Genomic DNA, 15,130 nt, shown 5'->3' on the forward strand with positions numbered 1-15,130 from the left:
TGCCCTCGGTCACGTGTAGCGTCTCGGCGGCCGTCGGCGGAGGGAGGGACCCGGTGCTCGACGCGGCCGACCCAGCGCTGACCGGCCGCGAGCCACTGCCCGGCTGGGTCCGGCAGATGGCCGCGGAGGTCGACCTGGTCGACCTGTGCGAGCGCGTGGTGGCCCGCGACGTCGCCGTCGCCTTCCCCGACCTGGCGGAGGACGCCGGGTTCGCCGAGCACCTGCGCGCCAGCGTCCGGGAGAACCTGCGGCTGTTGCAGGACGTCCTCTGCGGCCGGCTGCCCCTGGAGGCGGTGCGCCTGGAGCAGCCGCTGGTGTTCGCCCGGGTGCAGGCCGAGCTGCGGATCCCGCAGACCGCCCTGCAGCGCTCCTACCGGGTCGGCTTCGCCGAGATGTGGCGGGCGTGGGCCGACCGGCTGCAGGAGGTCGCCGAGGCCGCCGACGTCCCCCGCGGGGAGGCGGTGCGGGCCCTGGCGCGGCTCACCACGACGATCCTCGACTACCAGGACCACGTGGCCTCGCTGGTCGCGGAGAACCACGCGCGCGTGGACGAGGCGCTCAGCCGCACCCGGGCGCACGTCCGGCAGGGCCTGGTGCGGGAGATCCTGCGCGGGAACCGGACCTCCCTGGCGCCCTCGGACCTCATCACGCTCGACCACGACCTCGGCGGCGAGCACGTCGTCGTCCTGCTGCCGGAGGTGGCCGAGGGCGCCGCAGGCAGCCTGATGACCGGCGTGCGCGCGCGCACCGGCGTCCGGCAGACCCTCGTGCACCCGCTCGACCTGAGCCGGACGGCGGTGTGGCTGACGCTCCCGGCCTGGACCCGCGAGGCGCACCGGCGCCTGCTGTCCGCTCTCGCCGACGCGGGCGTGGAGGCCTCGGTGTCCGAGCCGCTGGGCGGACTGCCCGGGTTCCGCGAGGCCCACGAGCAGGCCCAGGACGTCGAGCGGGTGCGGGCCGCGTGGGGACGCGGCACCGCGCCGCGGGTGCTCGAGCACGCCGACGTGGCCCTGGAGGTCATCCTGCTGCGCGACCCCGAGCGGGGCCGCCGCTTCGTGCGCACGGAGCTGGGCCCGCTGGCCGAGGACACCGCCGAGGCCGCCCGGCTGCGCGAGACGCTGCAGGCGTCCTTCCGCCTGGGCAGCCACGTCGCCGCCGCCGAGCACCTCCAGCTGCACGAGCACACGGTGCGCAACCGGCTGCACCGGGCCGAGGAGCACCTGGGCCACCCGCTGACCGAGCGCCGGACGGAGCTGCAGGTGGCCCTCCGTCTGCAACGGCTGCTCGCCGGTCCCGCCCGGCCGGACGCCCCCGCCCGGACCCGTCACTGACCGGCCAGCCGCTGCAGGACACCGAACACGCAGGCGGTGTCCTCGGTGAGCCGGTCCTGGGCGACCGCGGCCTCGTAGAGGACGGCGGTGGCCGAGAACAGCGGCGTGGGGCTGGCCACGCTGTGCGCGAACTGCGCGATGAGGCCGTTGTCCTTCTGCATCGTGGCGACCGTGGCCGTCGCCGGCCGGTACCGGCCGGCCGCCATGAGCGGGCCGCGGACCTGCAGCATGCGGGAGCCGCCGGCCCCGTCCCCCACCGCGGTCAGCACCTGCTCCAGGTCCAGCCCGGCGCGCTGGGCGAGCAGCAGCGCCTCGGCGGCGGCGGCGTTGTGGACCGCCACCAGCAGGTTGGCCACGAGCTTCATGGCGGTGCCCTGGCCGAAGGCGCCCAGGTCGTACTGCGCGCGGGTGAAGGCCTCGAGCACCGGCCGCGCCCGCTCCTTCGCCGCGTCCTCCCCGCTGAGGTAGGCGACCAGGTCGCCGTCGCGCGCCTGCTGGCCGGTACCGCTCATCGGGCAGTCGAGCAGCGTGGCGCCGAAGGCACCGGCCCGCTCGGCCCCCTCGCGCTTGCTGTCCGGGGAGAGGGTGCTGGTCTCCACGACCACCAGGCCCGGACGCGCCCCGTCGCGCAGCCCGTCCTCCCCGTCGAGCACCTCGACCAGGGCCGCGGCGCTGGGCAACGACGTCACGACGACGTCGGCGGCCCGGGCCACCTCGGCCGGGTTCGCGCACACCGAGCCACCGCGCCGCTCGTGGTCGGCGCGGCGGCCGGGGTCGGGGTCGAAGCCGACGACCGGGAAGCCGGCCGCGAGGAGGTGCCCGCTCATCGCCGAGCCCATCACCCCGAGGCCGAGGAAGCCGACCGGCTCGCGCGTCACCGGGCCGCTCCGTCCGCGAGGAACCCGGTCAGCGCCTGCACGAACTGCTCGGGCTGCTCCAGGACGCCCGCGTGCCGCGCCGGCGACAGCCACACCAGCCGGGCACCGGGCAGCGCGGCGGCGAGCTCGCGGGCGGCGGCGGTGAACGGCGGGGCGTCGTCCTCCCCGCAGACGACGAGCGTGGGCGCGGAGATCCGGCCGACGACGCCGGTCAGGTCCACCTCCTCGAGCGCCGTGCAGGCGTGCGCGTAGCCGCGGGGGTCCCCGGCGAGGAACGTGCGCCGGACCCGCTCGACGACCGGCCCGCCGGCCGCCAGCCGGTCGGCGGTGAACCACAGCGCGAGCGTGGGGTCGAGCAGCGGCTCGAGCCCCTGGACCGGGGTCGCCGCGGCCCGGTCGCGCCACTGCTGCTTCAGCGGCGGCGGGTAGACCGCCACGGCGTCGACCACCACCAGCCGGCGCACCAGCTCCGGGTGGCAGGCGGCCAGCCGCTGCGCGACCAGCCCGCCGAGCGAGACGCCGACGACGTCCGCGGGGACCGCACCCGCGTCGGCGAGGAGCGCCGCGGCCTGCTCGGTGAGGTCCTCGATCGTGTAGGGCTGCTCGGGGACCGGCGTCTCCCCGTGGCCGGGGAAGTCGTAGGTCAGCACCTCGGCCCCGGCCAGCCGCGGGGCCACGTCGTCCCAGAACGTCCGGTCGACACCCAGCGGGTGCAGCAGCAGGACCGGCGGCCCCTCGCCGGTCCGGTGCAGGACGGGTGTGGGGAGGGACGTGCTGCTCGCGGACGGAGTGCTCACCGGAGCGCTCCGTCCTGGGCGCCCGTGGCGGGCAGGGTCGACCCGCCCGGCACGGGGGTGCGGGCGACGTTCATGACCATGGCCAGGGTGGTGTAGTAGCCGGCCGCACCGACCACCTCCACGACGCCGGCGTCCCCCAGCTCGGCCAGCGCCCGGGCGTAGGTCGCGTCGCTGACCTGCCTGGTGCGGTGCAGCTCGTCGAGCAGGTCCCACACCGCGGCGGCGGCCGGGTCCATCCCCTCCGGGCGCCGGCCCTCGCCGATGGCATCGGCGATCGCCGGGTCCAGCCCGGCCTCGAGGGCCAGGGGGTGGTGGTAGCTCCACTCGAAGTCCTGGTCCCACCAGCGGGAGACGTACAGGATCGTCATCTCGAACAGCCGGCGGTCCAGGGGGCTGGAGAAGCGCAGGTGCTCCCCCACCTTCTGCAGGCGGGTCATCAGCTGCGGGCTGCGGAGCAGGGGGGCGAACGGGCCGATGACCCCGCCGCGCGGTCCCGCGCTGATCTCCGCCACCGCGGCCCGCTGCTCGGCCGTCAGTTCCTCGTCCGGTGGCAGGGGCAACCGGTCCTCGACCGGGGACGCGGTCACGGCCGGCCCTCCCCGCCGGTCGGCACGGGACCGTCGTCCTCGCCCAGCGCCTCGTTGACCTGCGGCATCACCTTGGTCGCCATCAGCTCCATCGAGCGCCTGGCCAGCTCGGGGTCGACCCAGTCCAGACCGGCGTAGACCAGCTCGCCGAAGTCCCCGGTCTGCTCGCGGAGGGCCAGGACCTGCTCGGCGACGGAGTCCGGCGTCCCGCAGATCACCAGGTCCCGGAGCACGCCGTCGAGGGTGATCTCGTCGTCGGGCTGCTCCCGGGAGGTCTTGAACAGCCCGAGGCGGCCCAGCGACCGCATCTTGCCGAGCATCTTCCCGTAGTAGTAGCGGTAGGGGCTGCCCTCGTCGGCCCGCCCGTAGGCCTCGGCGACGGCCGCGTCGTCGGCGACGAACACCGTGCGGGCGACGCGCCAGTCCGCGGGCGAGGCGGTCGCGCCGGCGGACTGCTTGCCCTCCACGTAGTTGGGCCAGTGCGTGGCCACCCACTGCGGTAGGAGGAAGTTGGCCGACAGGGGGTGGAAGTCCCGGGCACCCATGGCCACGACGCCCTTGGAGAACGGCGCGACGACGGTGCCGACGATCTCCGGCCGTGGGGTCTGCAGCGGCTTCCCGACGATCCCGACGCCCACGTCGCCGTCGTAGGTCGACGCCGTGGTGACCGTGAACCGGTTGCCGGGCAGGTCGATGTCGTAGGGCGGTTCCCGCTCCCACAGCCCGGTGATGACGTCGATCGCCTCGGCGAAGATCTGGTTGCGGTCCTCGCCGAGGATGCCCAGCAGCTCGGCGTCCGAGGGCAGGGCCCCGGGGCTGACCCCGAGGATGAACCGCCCGCCGGAGAGGTGGTCGAACATCGCGCTGTTGACGGCGACGAGCGCCGGGTGCATGTGCGAGAGGTTCGTCGTCCCGGTCGCCAGCCGGATCCGTGAGGTCTCCGGGATCAGCGTCGCGAGGAACACCAGGCTGTTGGTGATGTTCTCGTGGCGGTCGGTCAGGTGCTCGCCGATGAACGCGTCGTGGAACCCGAGCCCGTCGGCCAGGATCACCGCCTCGCGGTCCTCCCGCAGGGTCTCGGCCCACGGGCGCCCCTGCGGGTGCATCGGCATGGCGAAGTAGCCCAGTCTCACGACGGTCTCCTCAGGGCTCGGTCGGTGGACGCCCCCAGTCAAGGGCCACGACCGCCGGCCGGGCAGTGTCGGCGGCGGACAAGTTGGCCGGCGGGCGATGACGGACGCCGTGAGTCGGGCCCGCCGGGCTGACGGCCCCCGGCATCCGGATCCCTGCGGGGTGACGCGCTCCGCCATCCCCCCGCGGCGGTCCTCCCGGTCTACTCGGGACAGGTCCGCGCCCGCTCGGGGCGCGGCACGCCACAGCGAGGACGGTCCGCGTGACTACTCCCGAGCCGGCAGCTGCCCCCGCGCTCGACGCCACGACCTTCCGGCACGTCGTGGGGCACCTCGCCAGCGGGGTGACCCTGGTGACGACCCGCACCGCCGAGGGGCCCTACGGCATGACGGCGAGCTCGGTGACGTCCCTGTCGCTGGACCCGCCGATGATGCTGGCCTGCCTGAACACCTCGTCGGTAACCTGTGCCGCCGTCTCGGCGAGCGGCGCCTACGGCGTCAACGTGCTCGGCGAGGGGCAGGGTCACCTGGCCCACCAGTTCGCGACGCCCTCGTCGGACAAGTTCGCGGGGGTGCAGGTCAGCGAGGGCGACCTGGGGGTGCCGCTGCTGACCGAGGCACTGGCGCGCATCGAGTGCGAGGTGGTCGAGGAGGTCCGGGCCGCGACCCACACCGTCTTCCTGGGCCGGGTCCGCCGGGCCGAGGCGGCGGAGGGCTCGCCCCTCACCTACTTCCGCGGCGGTTTCGGCCGCTTCGAGTTCGCCCGCGACGACGCCGTCTACCAGCGGGCCCGCCAGCAGGTGCTCGAGCGCCGGTACGCCGCGGACACCGTGCTGCTGCTCGACGACCTGGCCTACTCCCTGGAGGTGGACAAGCCCGCGGCCTTCTACGCCCTCACCCGGCTGGCCGCCGAGGGCCTGGTCCGCCGGGACCCCGAACGCGGGTACGTCGTCGTCCCGTTCACGGCGCGGACCTCCGACGAGACCTTCGACGCCCGCTGCGCCATCGAGCTGGGTGTCATCGACATGGTGTGCGGGCGGGTGCCGGAGCCGGAGCTCGCCGGGCTGCGCTCCCGCTTCGAGGCGATGGCCGCCCTGCTCGTCGGGGAGCGCTTCGTCGACTTCGACGGCTACCTCGACGCCAACTACGCCTACCACGAGGAGCTGGTCTCGCTGGCCCACAGCGCACCGCTGACCACGGCGTTCGCGCAGCTGCACATCAAGTCGGTGATGACCCGCAGCTTCGGCGCGACCCCGGTGACGTCGCAGAGCTTCATCGAGGCCCAGCGCGGCATCACCGAGGGCCTGGAGAGGGGCGATGCCGCGGCGGCCCGGGCCGCGGTGTACCGCTACACCGACCTGGCCAAGCAGCGGGTCCGGGAGATCCTCCAGCAGACCGGCGGCCGGCTCTGAGCCGCCGTCCGGGGCAGTGTTCCGACCTCCTGAGGGGCGGGGAGAGCGGCCCTCCTGCAGGAGGACCCCGTCCTCCTCGCCTCTCGCAGGCTCGGGGCGGGCCTCGGCACGGGGCCGCGGGGCAGGAGGGTCCCCTCTCAGGACGGCCCGGCGGGGGCGGCGCCCCGGGCGGTCACGGTCGCCCGCACCGTCGCGGCGTCCGCGCCGCCGGCCAGGAGCGCCCAGAGGAGCAGCCGCGCCTTGCGCGGATCGAGCCACCCGGCCGGCAGCACGCCCCGGGCCAGGAGGTCCTCCTCGGAGCCGACGAAACCGTAGGTGCCCGCGAGCACCGGGCCACCGCCGGTGCGGCTGGCCAGCACCACCGGACACCGCCGCACCACCGCGCCGACCACCTCCGCTGCCGCCGCCGAGAGGTGCCCGGCGCCGAAGCCGGCCACGACCACCCCGTCCCAGCCGGCGCCGGCCACCAGGTCCAGCAGCTCCCCGCGGTCACCGAGGTGCGTCTCGAGGAGGGCGACCCTCGGATCGCTCCCCTCCCGGGGGCGGGGCAGCGCCGGCCAGCGCGCCGCCCGCGCGGCGAAGGTGACCGTGCCTTCGTGGACCCTGCCCACCGGACCGAACGAACCCGACGTGAAGGCGTGCAGCGCGATGCTGTCGGTCTTCCGGACCCGCGCGGCGGCGTGCACCTCGTCGGCGAGCACCACCAGGACCCCGCGGTCCCGCGCGCCGGGGTCCGCCGCGACCCGCACCGCGGCGAGCAGGTTGGCCGGCCCGTCCGCACCGGGTGCCGACGGGGCGCGCATCGCGCCGGTGACGACGAGGGGCTCCGGGCGGTCCCAGAACAGGTCGATGAGGTGGGCGGTCTCCTCGATCGTGTCGGTGCCCTGCACCAGCACGACGCCGCCGGCTCCCGCGGCGACCTGCCCGGCGGCCCACTCGGCGGCGGCCACCACGTCGGCCGGCCGCAGCCAGGCGCCCGGGACGGTCTGCAGCGTGGTGGCACCGAGCTCGGCGACCCCGCCGAGCTCCGGCACGCTGCGCAGCAGGTCGGCCGCGTCGAGCTCCGGCCGCACACCGCCGCCGTCGGCCGGCGCGGTCATCGTGATGGTGCCGCCCAGCGAGCCCACGGCCACCCGCGGCCGCTGCACCTGTCCGTCCACGCCGGCGCCCTCCCGTCCCCGTCCGGAGGCCCCGTCGACGTCCGGCCGGGACACCGTAGGGCCCCCCTCCCCCCGTCCGTCGTCAGGAGGACCGCATGACCGACCTGGACCTGCTCGTCGCGGGGGGCACCGTGGTGACCCCGGCCGGGCGCCGCCGCGCGCACGTGGGCGTCCGGGACGGCGTCGTCGTCCACGTGGGCCCGCCGGTGGCGACCGGGAGCCCGACCGCCGCCCGGACCGTCGACGCCGCCGGGCTGGTCGTCCTCCCCGGCGGCGTCGACACCCACGTGCACCTCATGGACCCCGGCAGCCCCGAGCGGGAGGACTTCCCGACCGGGACCGCCGCGGCGGCCGCCGCGGGCGTCACCACGATCGTGGAGCACACCCACGGCGACCCGGTCCGCACCGCCGACGACCTGCGGGACAAGACGGCGTACCTGCGCGAGCGCGCCGACGTCGACTACGGGCTGGCCGCGCACGCCTGGCCGGGGCGGGCGGGGGACGTCGCCGCCCTGTGGGCGGCCGGTGCGGCGTTCTTCAAGGTCTTCACGTGCACCACCCACGGGGTGCCCGGACACGACCCGGCCCGCCTCAAGGAGCACCTGGAGGCGACCGCCCTCGCCGGGGCGGTGAGCCTGCTGCACTGCGAGGACGAGTCCCTGACCGGGGCGGCCGAGACCCTGCTGCGGGAGCAGGGACGCACCGACGGGGGGATCCTGCCCGACTGGCGCAACCGGGACGCCGAGCTCGTCGCCGCCGCCGTCGCCGCCCTGCTCGTCCGTCGCACGGGCGCCCGGGCCACCGTCGCCCACGTCAGCCACCCGGAGGTCGCCGCCTACCTGGCGGCCGAACGCGCCCGCGGCGCGGTACTGGCGGCGGAGGGCTGCCCGCAGTACTTCCTGCTGCGCGAGGACGAGGTGCTCGACGCCGGCGCGCTGCGCAAGTTCACCCCGCCGGCACGGGCCCGCACCGACGCCGACGAGGCGGAGATGTGGCAGCTGCTGCGCTCCGGCGTCCTCACCCACATGTCGAGCGACCACGCCCCGTCCACGCTCGAGCAGAAGCGCGCCGGCGACATCTGGAACGTGCACTTCGGGCTGCCCGGCCTCGACAGCACCATGCAGCTGCTGCTCGACGCCGTCGCCCGTGGCCACCTCGCCCACGAGGACGTGGCCCGCGTCTACGCCGAGCGGCCTGCCCGCGCCTACGGCCTGTGGCCGCGCAAGGGCCGGATCGCCCCGGGCGCGGACGCCGACCTGGTGCTCGTGGACCCCGCCGGCCGACGGACCCTGCGCAACGCCGACGTCCTCTCCAAGGCCGGGTGGACGCCCTACGACGGCCGCACCGTGGGCGGCCGCGTCGTCCAGACCTACCTGCGCGGCACGCTCGTCGCCGAGGAGGGGCGGCCCCTGCGCGCCCGCGGTGGCCGTTTCCTGCCCGGCGCCGGCGCGTCCCCGGTGTCGGCCTGAGGTCTTGCCCCGGCGGGCCGTCGCCACCTATGGTCCGGTCAGCCGTATACGGAGGCGCTTCTCCGCATACGACCATCTGCCCCCCACGAGGAGCCCCCGTGACCCTGTCCAGCCCCGTCCCCGACGTCGTGGACCTGCCGGTCGCCTCCCTGCCGACCGGTCTGCGGATCGGCGGGGAGCTGTCCCCCGGCGGCGCCGAGCCGATCGACGTCGTCAACCCCGCGACCGGCGAGGCCTTCGCGACCGTCGCGGCGGCCGACGCCGCGGACGTCGACCGCGCCGTCCGCGTGGCCGACGAGACGTTCCGCTCCGGCGCGTGGAGCCGGATGCCGATCCACGACCGCGCACGGCTGCTGCACCGCTTCGCCGACGGCATCGAGGCCCGCATGGCGGACCTCTACACGCTGGAGACGATGAACAACGGCCGGCCCATCACCGAGACGAAGGCGCAGATCACGCGGCTCGCGGAGTGGTACCGCTACAACGCCGCGCTGCTGCTGGCCGACCGGGACGCCGTGGTCCCCCTCCGCGGCGACTACCACGCCTACACCAGCCGCTTCCCGCTCGGCGTGGTCGGCATCCTCGCCCCGTTCAACCACCCGATGATGATCGCGTCGAAGAGCCTGGCGCCGGCGCTGGCGACCGGGAACAGCGTCGTCCTCAAGCCGTCGGAGCAGACGCCGCTCACGGCCATGCTGCTCGGCGACATCGCCACCGACGCCGGCATCCCGCCGGGCGTGCTCAACGTCATCAACGGCCTCGGCCGCACCGCCGGGGCGGCGCTGACCGAGCACCCGCTGGTCAAGAAGGTGGTCTTCACCGGCGGCACCGAAGTGGGCCGGGCCATCTCCCTGGCCGCGGCGAACCGGTTCGCCAAGGCCACCCTGGAGCTGGGCGGCAAGTCGCCGGTGCTGGTCTTCGACGACACCCCGGTCGACACCGCCGCCCGAGGGGCCGCCTTCGCCGGCTTCATCGGCGCCGGGCAGACCTGCATCGCGGGCAGCCGGCTGCTGGTCCAGCGCGGCATCTACGACGAGGTCGTGGACGGCCTGGCCACCCAGGCGCAGCAGATCCGGATCGGCGACCCCTCGCTGCCCGAGACGCAGCTCGGGCCGGTGATCTCGGAGCGGGCCCGCACCCGCATCCTCGGCCACGTCCAGAGCGGCATCGCCGAGGGCGCCCGGCTGGTCACCGGCGGCCGGGCCGCCGACGTCCCCGGCCTCCCGGGCGGCTTCTTCATCGAGCCGACGGTGCTGGCCGACGTCCGCAACGACATGCAGATCGCGCAGCAGGAGATCTTCGGCCCGGTGGTCGTGGTGATCCCCTTCGACGACGAGGACGAGGCGATCCGGCTGGCCAACGACTCGCCGTTCGCGCTCGGGTCGGCGATCTGGACGCGTGACGTGGCCCGGGCGCACCGCGTCGCCCAGCAGCTGGAGATGGGGATGGTCTGGGTCAACGACCACCACCGGCTCGACCCCTCCTCGCCCTGGGGCGGCCTCAAGGAGAGCGGTACCGGCCGCGAGGGCGGCTGGGAGTCCTTCCACGACTTCACGCACGTCCGCGCGATCACCGTGCGCACCGCGCCGGACGACGTCGACTGGTACGGCGGCCGGGCGACGGGACGGCTGAACTGATGGCCGGGCTGTCGATCTCACCGGTCACCGACGGCGTCGTCGTCGCGGAGCTGGACCGCGGTCCGGACAACCTCTGGACCCTGGCCGACCTGCGGGAGCTGGTCGGTGTGCTCGAGGCTCCGCCCGAGGGCGCGCACGTGCTGCGGGTGCGCTCGGTGGGCGAGGCGTTCTGCCGGGGCCGCGAGCGCGGTGGCACGAGCACCGCCCCGGGCGTGGTGCGTGGCGAGGCGGAGACGCTGGTCACGGTCACGCGGGCGTTCCGGCGCACCCGGCTGGTGACCGTCGCCGAGGTCCAGGGGGACGCGGCCGGCTTCGGCGTCGGGGTGCTGGCCGCCTGCGACGTCGCGGTCGCCGTCACCGACGCCCGCTTCTCCTTCCCCGAGGTCGGCATCGGGCTCGCGCCGGCACTGGTGCTGGCCTGGCTGCCCCGCAAGATCGGCGAGCGGCAGGCCTTCTGGCTGACCGCGACCGGTGAGCAGGTCCCGGCCGCCCGCGCGCTGGAGCTGGGACTGCTCAACGCCGTCGTCGGCAGCGCGGAGGAGCTGCGCAAGGACGTCGACGAGCGGGTGGCCCAGCTGCGCGCCCGCAGTCCCCGGGTGCACGCCGAGATCAAGGACATGATCCGGGCCTTCGGCGCGGTCGGCGACGACCAGGCCCTGGACATGAGCATCGACCGGCTGGTGGTCGGCTCGCTGCGCCGCGGCGAGCAGTGACCGCTGTGCGGACCACCGAGCACTGGACCGGCGGCAAGCCCACCGCCGGGTCCCCGACCGGCACCGCACCGGTCCGGGACCCGGCCACGGGCGGTCGGCAGGCCGAGGTCGTCCTCGGCTCGGCCGCGGACGTCGACGAGGCCGTGCGGGTCGCCGCGGCGGGCTGGACGGACTCCCTCGTCGGGCCGAGCCGGATCCCCGGCCCGGATGGCGTGGAGTTCCACACCCGGAGCAAGGTGGTCACCGAGCGCCGGCCGGCCGCCGTGGGACCCTCGGCGGCCAGCTACCACTTCCCGACGTCGACCTGAGGGGCCGAGGTGAGCTGAGGATGGCCGAGGAGTCAGCGGGCAGCCGCGTCGCGAGGGGACTCCGCGAGCGGTTGTGGACGGGGGCGATCCCCCCGGGGACCGTGCTGTCCCAGGCCGACATCGCCGCGGAGTACGGGGTCAGCCGCATCCCGGTGCGCGACGCGCTGCACATCCTCTCCACCGAGGGCCTGGTCCGGCTGGAGGTGACCGGTGCCGTGGTCACCGGCCTGTCCACACCGGAGCTCCAGGAGCTCTACGAGATGCGCGAGGCCATCGAGCCGGTGGTCACCGCCATCGCCGTCCCCAACGTGGGCCGCGCCGAGATCGCCCGGATGGCCGCGCTGGCCGACCGGATGGAGGCCGGGGAGACGTCCCCGGGCGAGTGGCTGGAGGCCAACGCGCGCTTCCACGCCCTGGTCTACGAGCGGGCCGACCGGCCGCGGATGGTGGCCCTGACCGAGCAGCTGCGCCGGTTGACCGACCGGTACGTGCACCTGCACCTCGACGTCATCGGCGACGTCGAGCACCTGCACCGGGAGCACCGCCTGATCCTGGCCGCGGTACGCGCGGGCGACCCCCGGGAGGTCGCCGAGCTGACCCGCCTGCACCTGGCGACGTCGCACGACTTCATCCTGCAGTACCTGCTGCGGACCGGAGCGGCCGGCGACGGGCCGCAGGAGCGCCCCGCCGCCTCCTGAGAGGGGATCCCGTCCCTGTCCAGCGCGGGCGGGATCAGCCTCGGCCCTCGGCCTCCGCTGTCCGGATCGCTGCGCGCAGCCGGTCCGGGGTCATCGGCAGCTCGGTGACCCTCACGCCGAGCGGGGCCAGCGCGTCGTTGACGGCCGCGTTGAGCGCCGCCGGGGCCATCATGCGGCCGCCCTCGCCGCCGCCCTTGATGCCGTGCGGGGTGTACGGGGACGGCGTCTCGACGTGGCCGATCCGCAGCTCGGGCACCTCCATGGCGGTCGGGATGGAGTAGTCGAGGAAGCTGCCGGTGACCAGCTGACCCTGCTCGTCGTAGACGAACTCCTCGTACAGTGCGGTGCCGATCCCCTGGGCGGTCCCGCCGATGATGTGCCCGGACAGCGACCGCGGGTTCACCAGCGTGCCGCAGTCGTGCACGGCGGCGTAGGCGAGGATGTCGACCCGTCCGGTCTCGATGTCGACCTCCACCACCGGCACGTGGCAGGCGTTGCCCATGAAGGGGTAGAAGACGCCGAGGTCGCTGCGGTCCGCCGAGGGCATCGTCGTGTACGGGTGGTCGTAGACCTTGCTCTCCTCGAGGCCGGACTCCAGGTCCTCCGGGAAGCTGTGCTTGAACATGTGCAGCATGGCCGCGATCTCGTCGAGGCCCTTGCGCTCGTCGGGCACGCCGCGCACCTGGAAGCCGCCGTCGACCCACTCGAGGTCGTCCGGGTCGACCTCCAGCAGGTGCGCCGCCGCCCGCCGCGCCTTGGCCTTGATCTTGGCCGAGGCGCCTTCGACGGCCCCGGCCAGCATCACCGTCGTCCGCGAGCCCCCGGGGCCGGTGGCCGGCAGACCGCCGGCGAGGCCGTGGTAGATGATCGACACGTCGTGCGGGTCGCAGTCGAACTCCTCGGCGACCAGCTGCGCGACCATGGTCTCCGGGCTGTTGCCCCAGAAGGCGCACGAGTACAGGGTCGCGGTGATCGTCCCGGTGGCGTCCACTCCCAGCGTCACGCTCTCGGGGCTGCTGGTGACCGGGGCGTTGGGCTCGTCGAACCAGAACCAGAACTCGGTCGCGGAGAAGACGCTGCGCTCCTGCGCGGAGATCACGCCGATGCCGATGTAGCGCCCCTCCTGGCGGAGCCGGGTCTGCTCGGCTCGCCAGTGCTCGTGGTCGGCCAGCGCGAGGGTCGCGTCCAGGACGGCGGCGTAGTTCCCGCTGTCGTAGACGTTGCCGCTGGGGATGAAGTACGGGAACTGCTCGGGCCGGATGAAGTTCCGCCGCCGGATCTCGACCGGGTCCATGCCGATCTCCCGGGCGGCCTTGTCCACCATCTGCTCGAGCATCCAGTTGTTCACCTCGGAGCCGAAGCCCCGGTAGGCCCCCTGCTGGTTCTTGTTGGTCAGCGCCGCGCGGACCCGGTAGCGGACGCTGCCGATGGTGTACGGGCCGGTGACCTGGGCGAGGGCGTTGCCGTGGTGACCGACGCCGAACTGGATGTAGGCGCCGTAGTCGTCGACGCAGTCGATCCTGATGCTGCGCATCGTGCCGTCGCGCATGACGGCCAGCTCGACGTCGTACACCCGGTCGGAGCCGTGGTGGTCGGCGTTGGACATGTTGTCGACCCGGTCCTCGAGGTACGCCACGGGGCGGCCCAGGGCGCGCGAGCACATGCCCGCGATCACGGTCGGCTTCGTGACGAACAGCTTCGAGCCGAAGCTGCCGCCCGCCGGTACCTGGTGGACGTCGAACTTGTTCATGGGGATCCCGAGGGAGCCGGCCGCCATGAACATGTAGCTGGTGAAGCTCAGCGAGTTCGTGTGCACGGTCAGCTTGCCGGTGCTGGGGTCGAAGTCGGCGATCGCGCCGACCGCCTCCAGCGGCTGGCCGCCGGAGCGGTGCCAGCGCAGCCGGTCGCGGACGACGACGTCCGCCTCGGCGAAGTCCTGGTCGACGTCGCCGAAGGTGAACTCCCGGTCGTAGGCGACGTTGCTCCCCAGCGCCTCGTGGACCAGCGCGGCCCCGGCCTCGATCGCGCGCTCCGGGTCGACGACCGGGGGCAGGGGGTCGTACTCGACGTCGATCAGGCCGAGGGCGTCCTCCGCGAGGTAGCGGTCGTCGGCGACGACGACGGCCACCCCCTCACCTGCGTAGCGCACCTTGTCCACGGCCAGGCAGCGCCAGGTGTGCTTGGTCGGGTCGGGGCCGAAGTCGGGCAGCGGGCCGGTCAGCTCGGCGGCCTGGGTACCGGTGATGACGAGGTGCACCCCGGGGGCGGCCTCCGCTGCTGCCGTGTCGATCGAGAGGATCCGGGCGTGCGCCATCGGGCTGCGCAGCACGGCGGCGTGCAGCGTGCCCGGCCGGACGAGGTCGGCGACGTAGCCACCGCGACCGCGCAGGAACTTGGGGTCCTCGACCTTGCGGATGCTCTTGCCGACCCACCGGCGGTCGGCCTTGTGGGTCCGGACCGGTGGGGGTGCTGGGCGGTCCACGGCGGTCATGCCTGGGCTCCCGTCCTGGGCTCGGGGGTCGCGGCACCGTCCTGCCGCATGCGTCGGGCAGCGGACACGACGGACTCGACGATGAACTGGTAGCCGGTGCAGCGGCACAGGTTGCTGGCGATCTCCTCCCGCACCCGCTGAGGGGTCGGGTCGGGATCCTGCTCCAGGATCTCGACGGCGCGCATCAGCATCCCCGGGGTGCAGTAGCCGCACTGCAGCCCCTGCTTGTCCCAGAACTCCTCCTGGAGCGGGTGCAGCTCCGCACCGTTGCCGAGCCCCTCGACCGTGCGGACCGTCCGCCCGTCGGCCTGCACGGCCAGCGTGGTGCACGACCGGATGCTGCTGCCGTCGAGGAGCACGGTGCACGTGCCGCAGACGCCGTGCTCGCAGCCGATGTGCGTGCCGACCAGGCCCAGGTCGTCGCGAAGCACGTCGACGAGCAGCCGGCGGGGCTCGACGGCAAGGGTGTGCCGGCGTCCGTTGACCGTGAGGGTGATCTCCTGCAGGTGCCTCACCGGT

Annotated in this window: 14 protein-coding genes; 7 read left to right on the forward strand and 7 right to left on the reverse strand. The window is 74.6% G+C overall.

Features of this window, described 5'->3' with window-relative positions; translation table 11 throughout:
• The first annotated feature begins 53 nt into the window (after positions 1-53).
• The gene (locus ACWIX3_RS23625) at positions 54-1,331 is read left to right on the forward strand and encodes a PucR family transcriptional regulator (RefSeq protein WP_448609778.1); all 1,278 of its coding nucleotides are present in this window, start codon (positions 54-56) and stop codon (positions 1,329-1,331) included.
• Here ACWIX3_RS23625 and ACWIX3_RS23630 read toward each other — a convergent pair.
• The 4 genes from ACWIX3_RS23630 to ACWIX3_RS23645 are packed head-to-tail and all read right to left on the reverse strand — an operon-like array spanning position 1,325 to position 4,726.
• Positions 1,325-2,302: an NAD(P)-dependent oxidoreductase gene (locus ACWIX3_RS23630; RefSeq protein WP_448609779.1), complete on the reverse strand. Its 978-nt coding sequence runs from the start codon at positions 2,300-2,302 to the stop codon at positions 1,325-1,327. The genes ACWIX3_RS23625 and ACWIX3_RS23630 overlap by 7 nt on opposite strands.
• Positions 2,206-3,006, reverse strand: a complete 801-nt coding sequence (locus ACWIX3_RS23635; RefSeq protein WP_448609780.1) for an alpha/beta fold hydrolase — start codon at positions 3,004-3,006, stop codon at positions 2,206-2,208. Before ACWIX3_RS23635 ends, ACWIX3_RS23630 begins: the two co-directional genes overlap by 97 nt.
• The gene (locus tag ACWIX3_RS23640; RefSeq protein ID WP_448609781.1) at positions 3,003-3,593 is read right to left on the reverse strand and encodes a carboxymuconolactone decarboxylase family protein; all 591 of its coding nucleotides are present in this window, start codon (positions 3,591-3,593) and stop codon (positions 3,003-3,005) included. Before ACWIX3_RS23640 ends, ACWIX3_RS23635 begins: the two co-directional genes overlap by 4 nt.
• Positions 3,590-4,726, reverse strand: a complete 1,137-nt coding sequence (locus ACWIX3_RS23645; protein ID WP_448609782.1) for an LLM class flavin-dependent oxidoreductase — start codon at positions 4,724-4,726, stop codon at positions 3,590-3,592. Before ACWIX3_RS23645 ends, ACWIX3_RS23640 begins: the two co-directional genes overlap by 4 nt.
• Before the next feature lie 260 nt (positions 4,727-4,986).
• Here ACWIX3_RS23645 and ACWIX3_RS23650 point away from each other — a divergent pair, with 260 nt between their 5' ends.
• Positions 4,987-6,135: a flavin reductase gene (locus ACWIX3_RS23650; RefSeq protein ID WP_448609783.1), complete on the forward strand. Its 1,149-nt coding sequence runs from the start codon at positions 4,987-4,989 to the stop codon at positions 6,133-6,135.
• 137 nt (positions 6,136-6,272) lie between these two features.
• On the opposite strand, the gene ACWIX3_RS23655 is transcribed toward ACWIX3_RS23650, so the two are convergent.
• Positions 6,273-7,295, reverse strand: a complete 1,023-nt coding sequence (locus tag ACWIX3_RS23655) for an asparaginase (protein WP_448609784.1) — start codon at positions 7,293-7,295, stop codon at positions 6,273-6,275.
• A gap of 95 nt (positions 7,296-7,390) precedes the next feature.
• Here ACWIX3_RS23655 and ACWIX3_RS23660 point away from each other — a divergent pair, with 95 nt between their 5' ends.
• The 5 genes from ACWIX3_RS23660 to ACWIX3_RS23680 all read left to right on the forward strand — a co-directional run bounded on the left by ACWIX3_RS23660 (position 7,391) and on the right by ACWIX3_RS23680 (position 12,120).
• Positions 7,391-8,764 (forward strand): dihydroorotase, encoded by a 1,374-nt coding sequence (locus ACWIX3_RS23660; RefSeq protein WP_448609785.1) that lies wholly within the window; start codon positions 7,391-7,393, stop codon positions 8,762-8,764.
• A gap of 98 nt (positions 8,765-8,862) precedes the next feature.
• Positions 8,863-10,401, forward strand: a complete 1,539-nt coding sequence (locus ACWIX3_RS23665) for an aldehyde dehydrogenase (RefSeq protein WP_448609786.1) — start codon at positions 8,863-8,865, stop codon at positions 10,399-10,401.
• Positions 10,401-11,114 (forward strand): enoyl-CoA hydratase/isomerase family protein, encoded by a 714-nt coding sequence (locus tag ACWIX3_RS23670; protein WP_448609787.1) that lies wholly within the window; start codon positions 10,401-10,403, stop codon positions 11,112-11,114. The genes ACWIX3_RS23665 and ACWIX3_RS23670 overlap by 1 nt, the downstream gene beginning before the upstream one ends.
• Before the next feature lie 5 nt (positions 11,115-11,119).
• Positions 11,120-11,422, forward strand: coding sequence for a hypothetical protein (locus ACWIX3_RS23675; protein ID WP_448609788.1), 303 nt, complete (start codon positions 11,120-11,122; stop codon positions 11,420-11,422).
• Positions 11,423-11,442: 20 nt separating this feature from the next.
• Positions 11,443-12,120, forward strand: a complete 678-nt coding sequence (locus tag ACWIX3_RS23680) for a GntR family transcriptional regulator (protein WP_448609789.1) — start codon at positions 11,443-11,445, stop codon at positions 12,118-12,120.
• 34 nt (positions 12,121-12,154) lie between these two features.
• On the opposite strand, the gene ACWIX3_RS23685 is transcribed toward ACWIX3_RS23680, so the two are convergent.
• The gene (locus ACWIX3_RS23685; protein WP_448609790.1) at positions 12,155-14,611 is read right to left on the reverse strand and encodes a xanthine dehydrogenase family protein molybdopterin-binding subunit; all 2,457 of its coding nucleotides are present in this window, start codon (positions 14,609-14,611) and stop codon (positions 12,155-12,157) included.
• The gene (locus ACWIX3_RS23690; RefSeq protein WP_448609791.1) at positions 14,608-15,126 is read right to left on the reverse strand and encodes a (2Fe-2S)-binding protein; all 519 of its coding nucleotides are present in this window, start codon (positions 15,124-15,126) and stop codon (positions 14,608-14,610) included. The genes ACWIX3_RS23685 and ACWIX3_RS23690 overlap by 4 nt, the downstream gene beginning before the upstream one ends.
• Positions 15,127-15,130 lie beyond the last annotated feature (4 nt).

The sequence above is a fragment of the Geodermatophilus sp. URMC 60 genome, from assembly GCF_053502585.1.

Coding starts and splice junctions, on each gene's coding strand:
- ACWIX3_RS23680 (WP_448609789.1), top strand. CDS start 11,443: ATGGCCGAGGAGTCAGCGGGCAGCCGCGTCGCGAGGGGACTCCGCGAG.
- ACWIX3_RS23685 (WP_448609790.1), bottom strand. CDS start 14,611: ATGACCGCCGTGGACCGCCCAGCACCCCCACCGGTCCGGACCCACAAG.
- ACWIX3_RS23670 (WP_448609787.1), top strand. CDS start 10,401: ATGGCCGGGCTGTCGATCTCACCGGTCACCGACGGCGTCGTCGTCGCG.
- ACWIX3_RS23660 (WP_448609785.1), top strand. CDS start 7,391: ATGACCGACCTGGACCTGCTCGTCGCGGGGGGCACCGTGGTGACCCCG.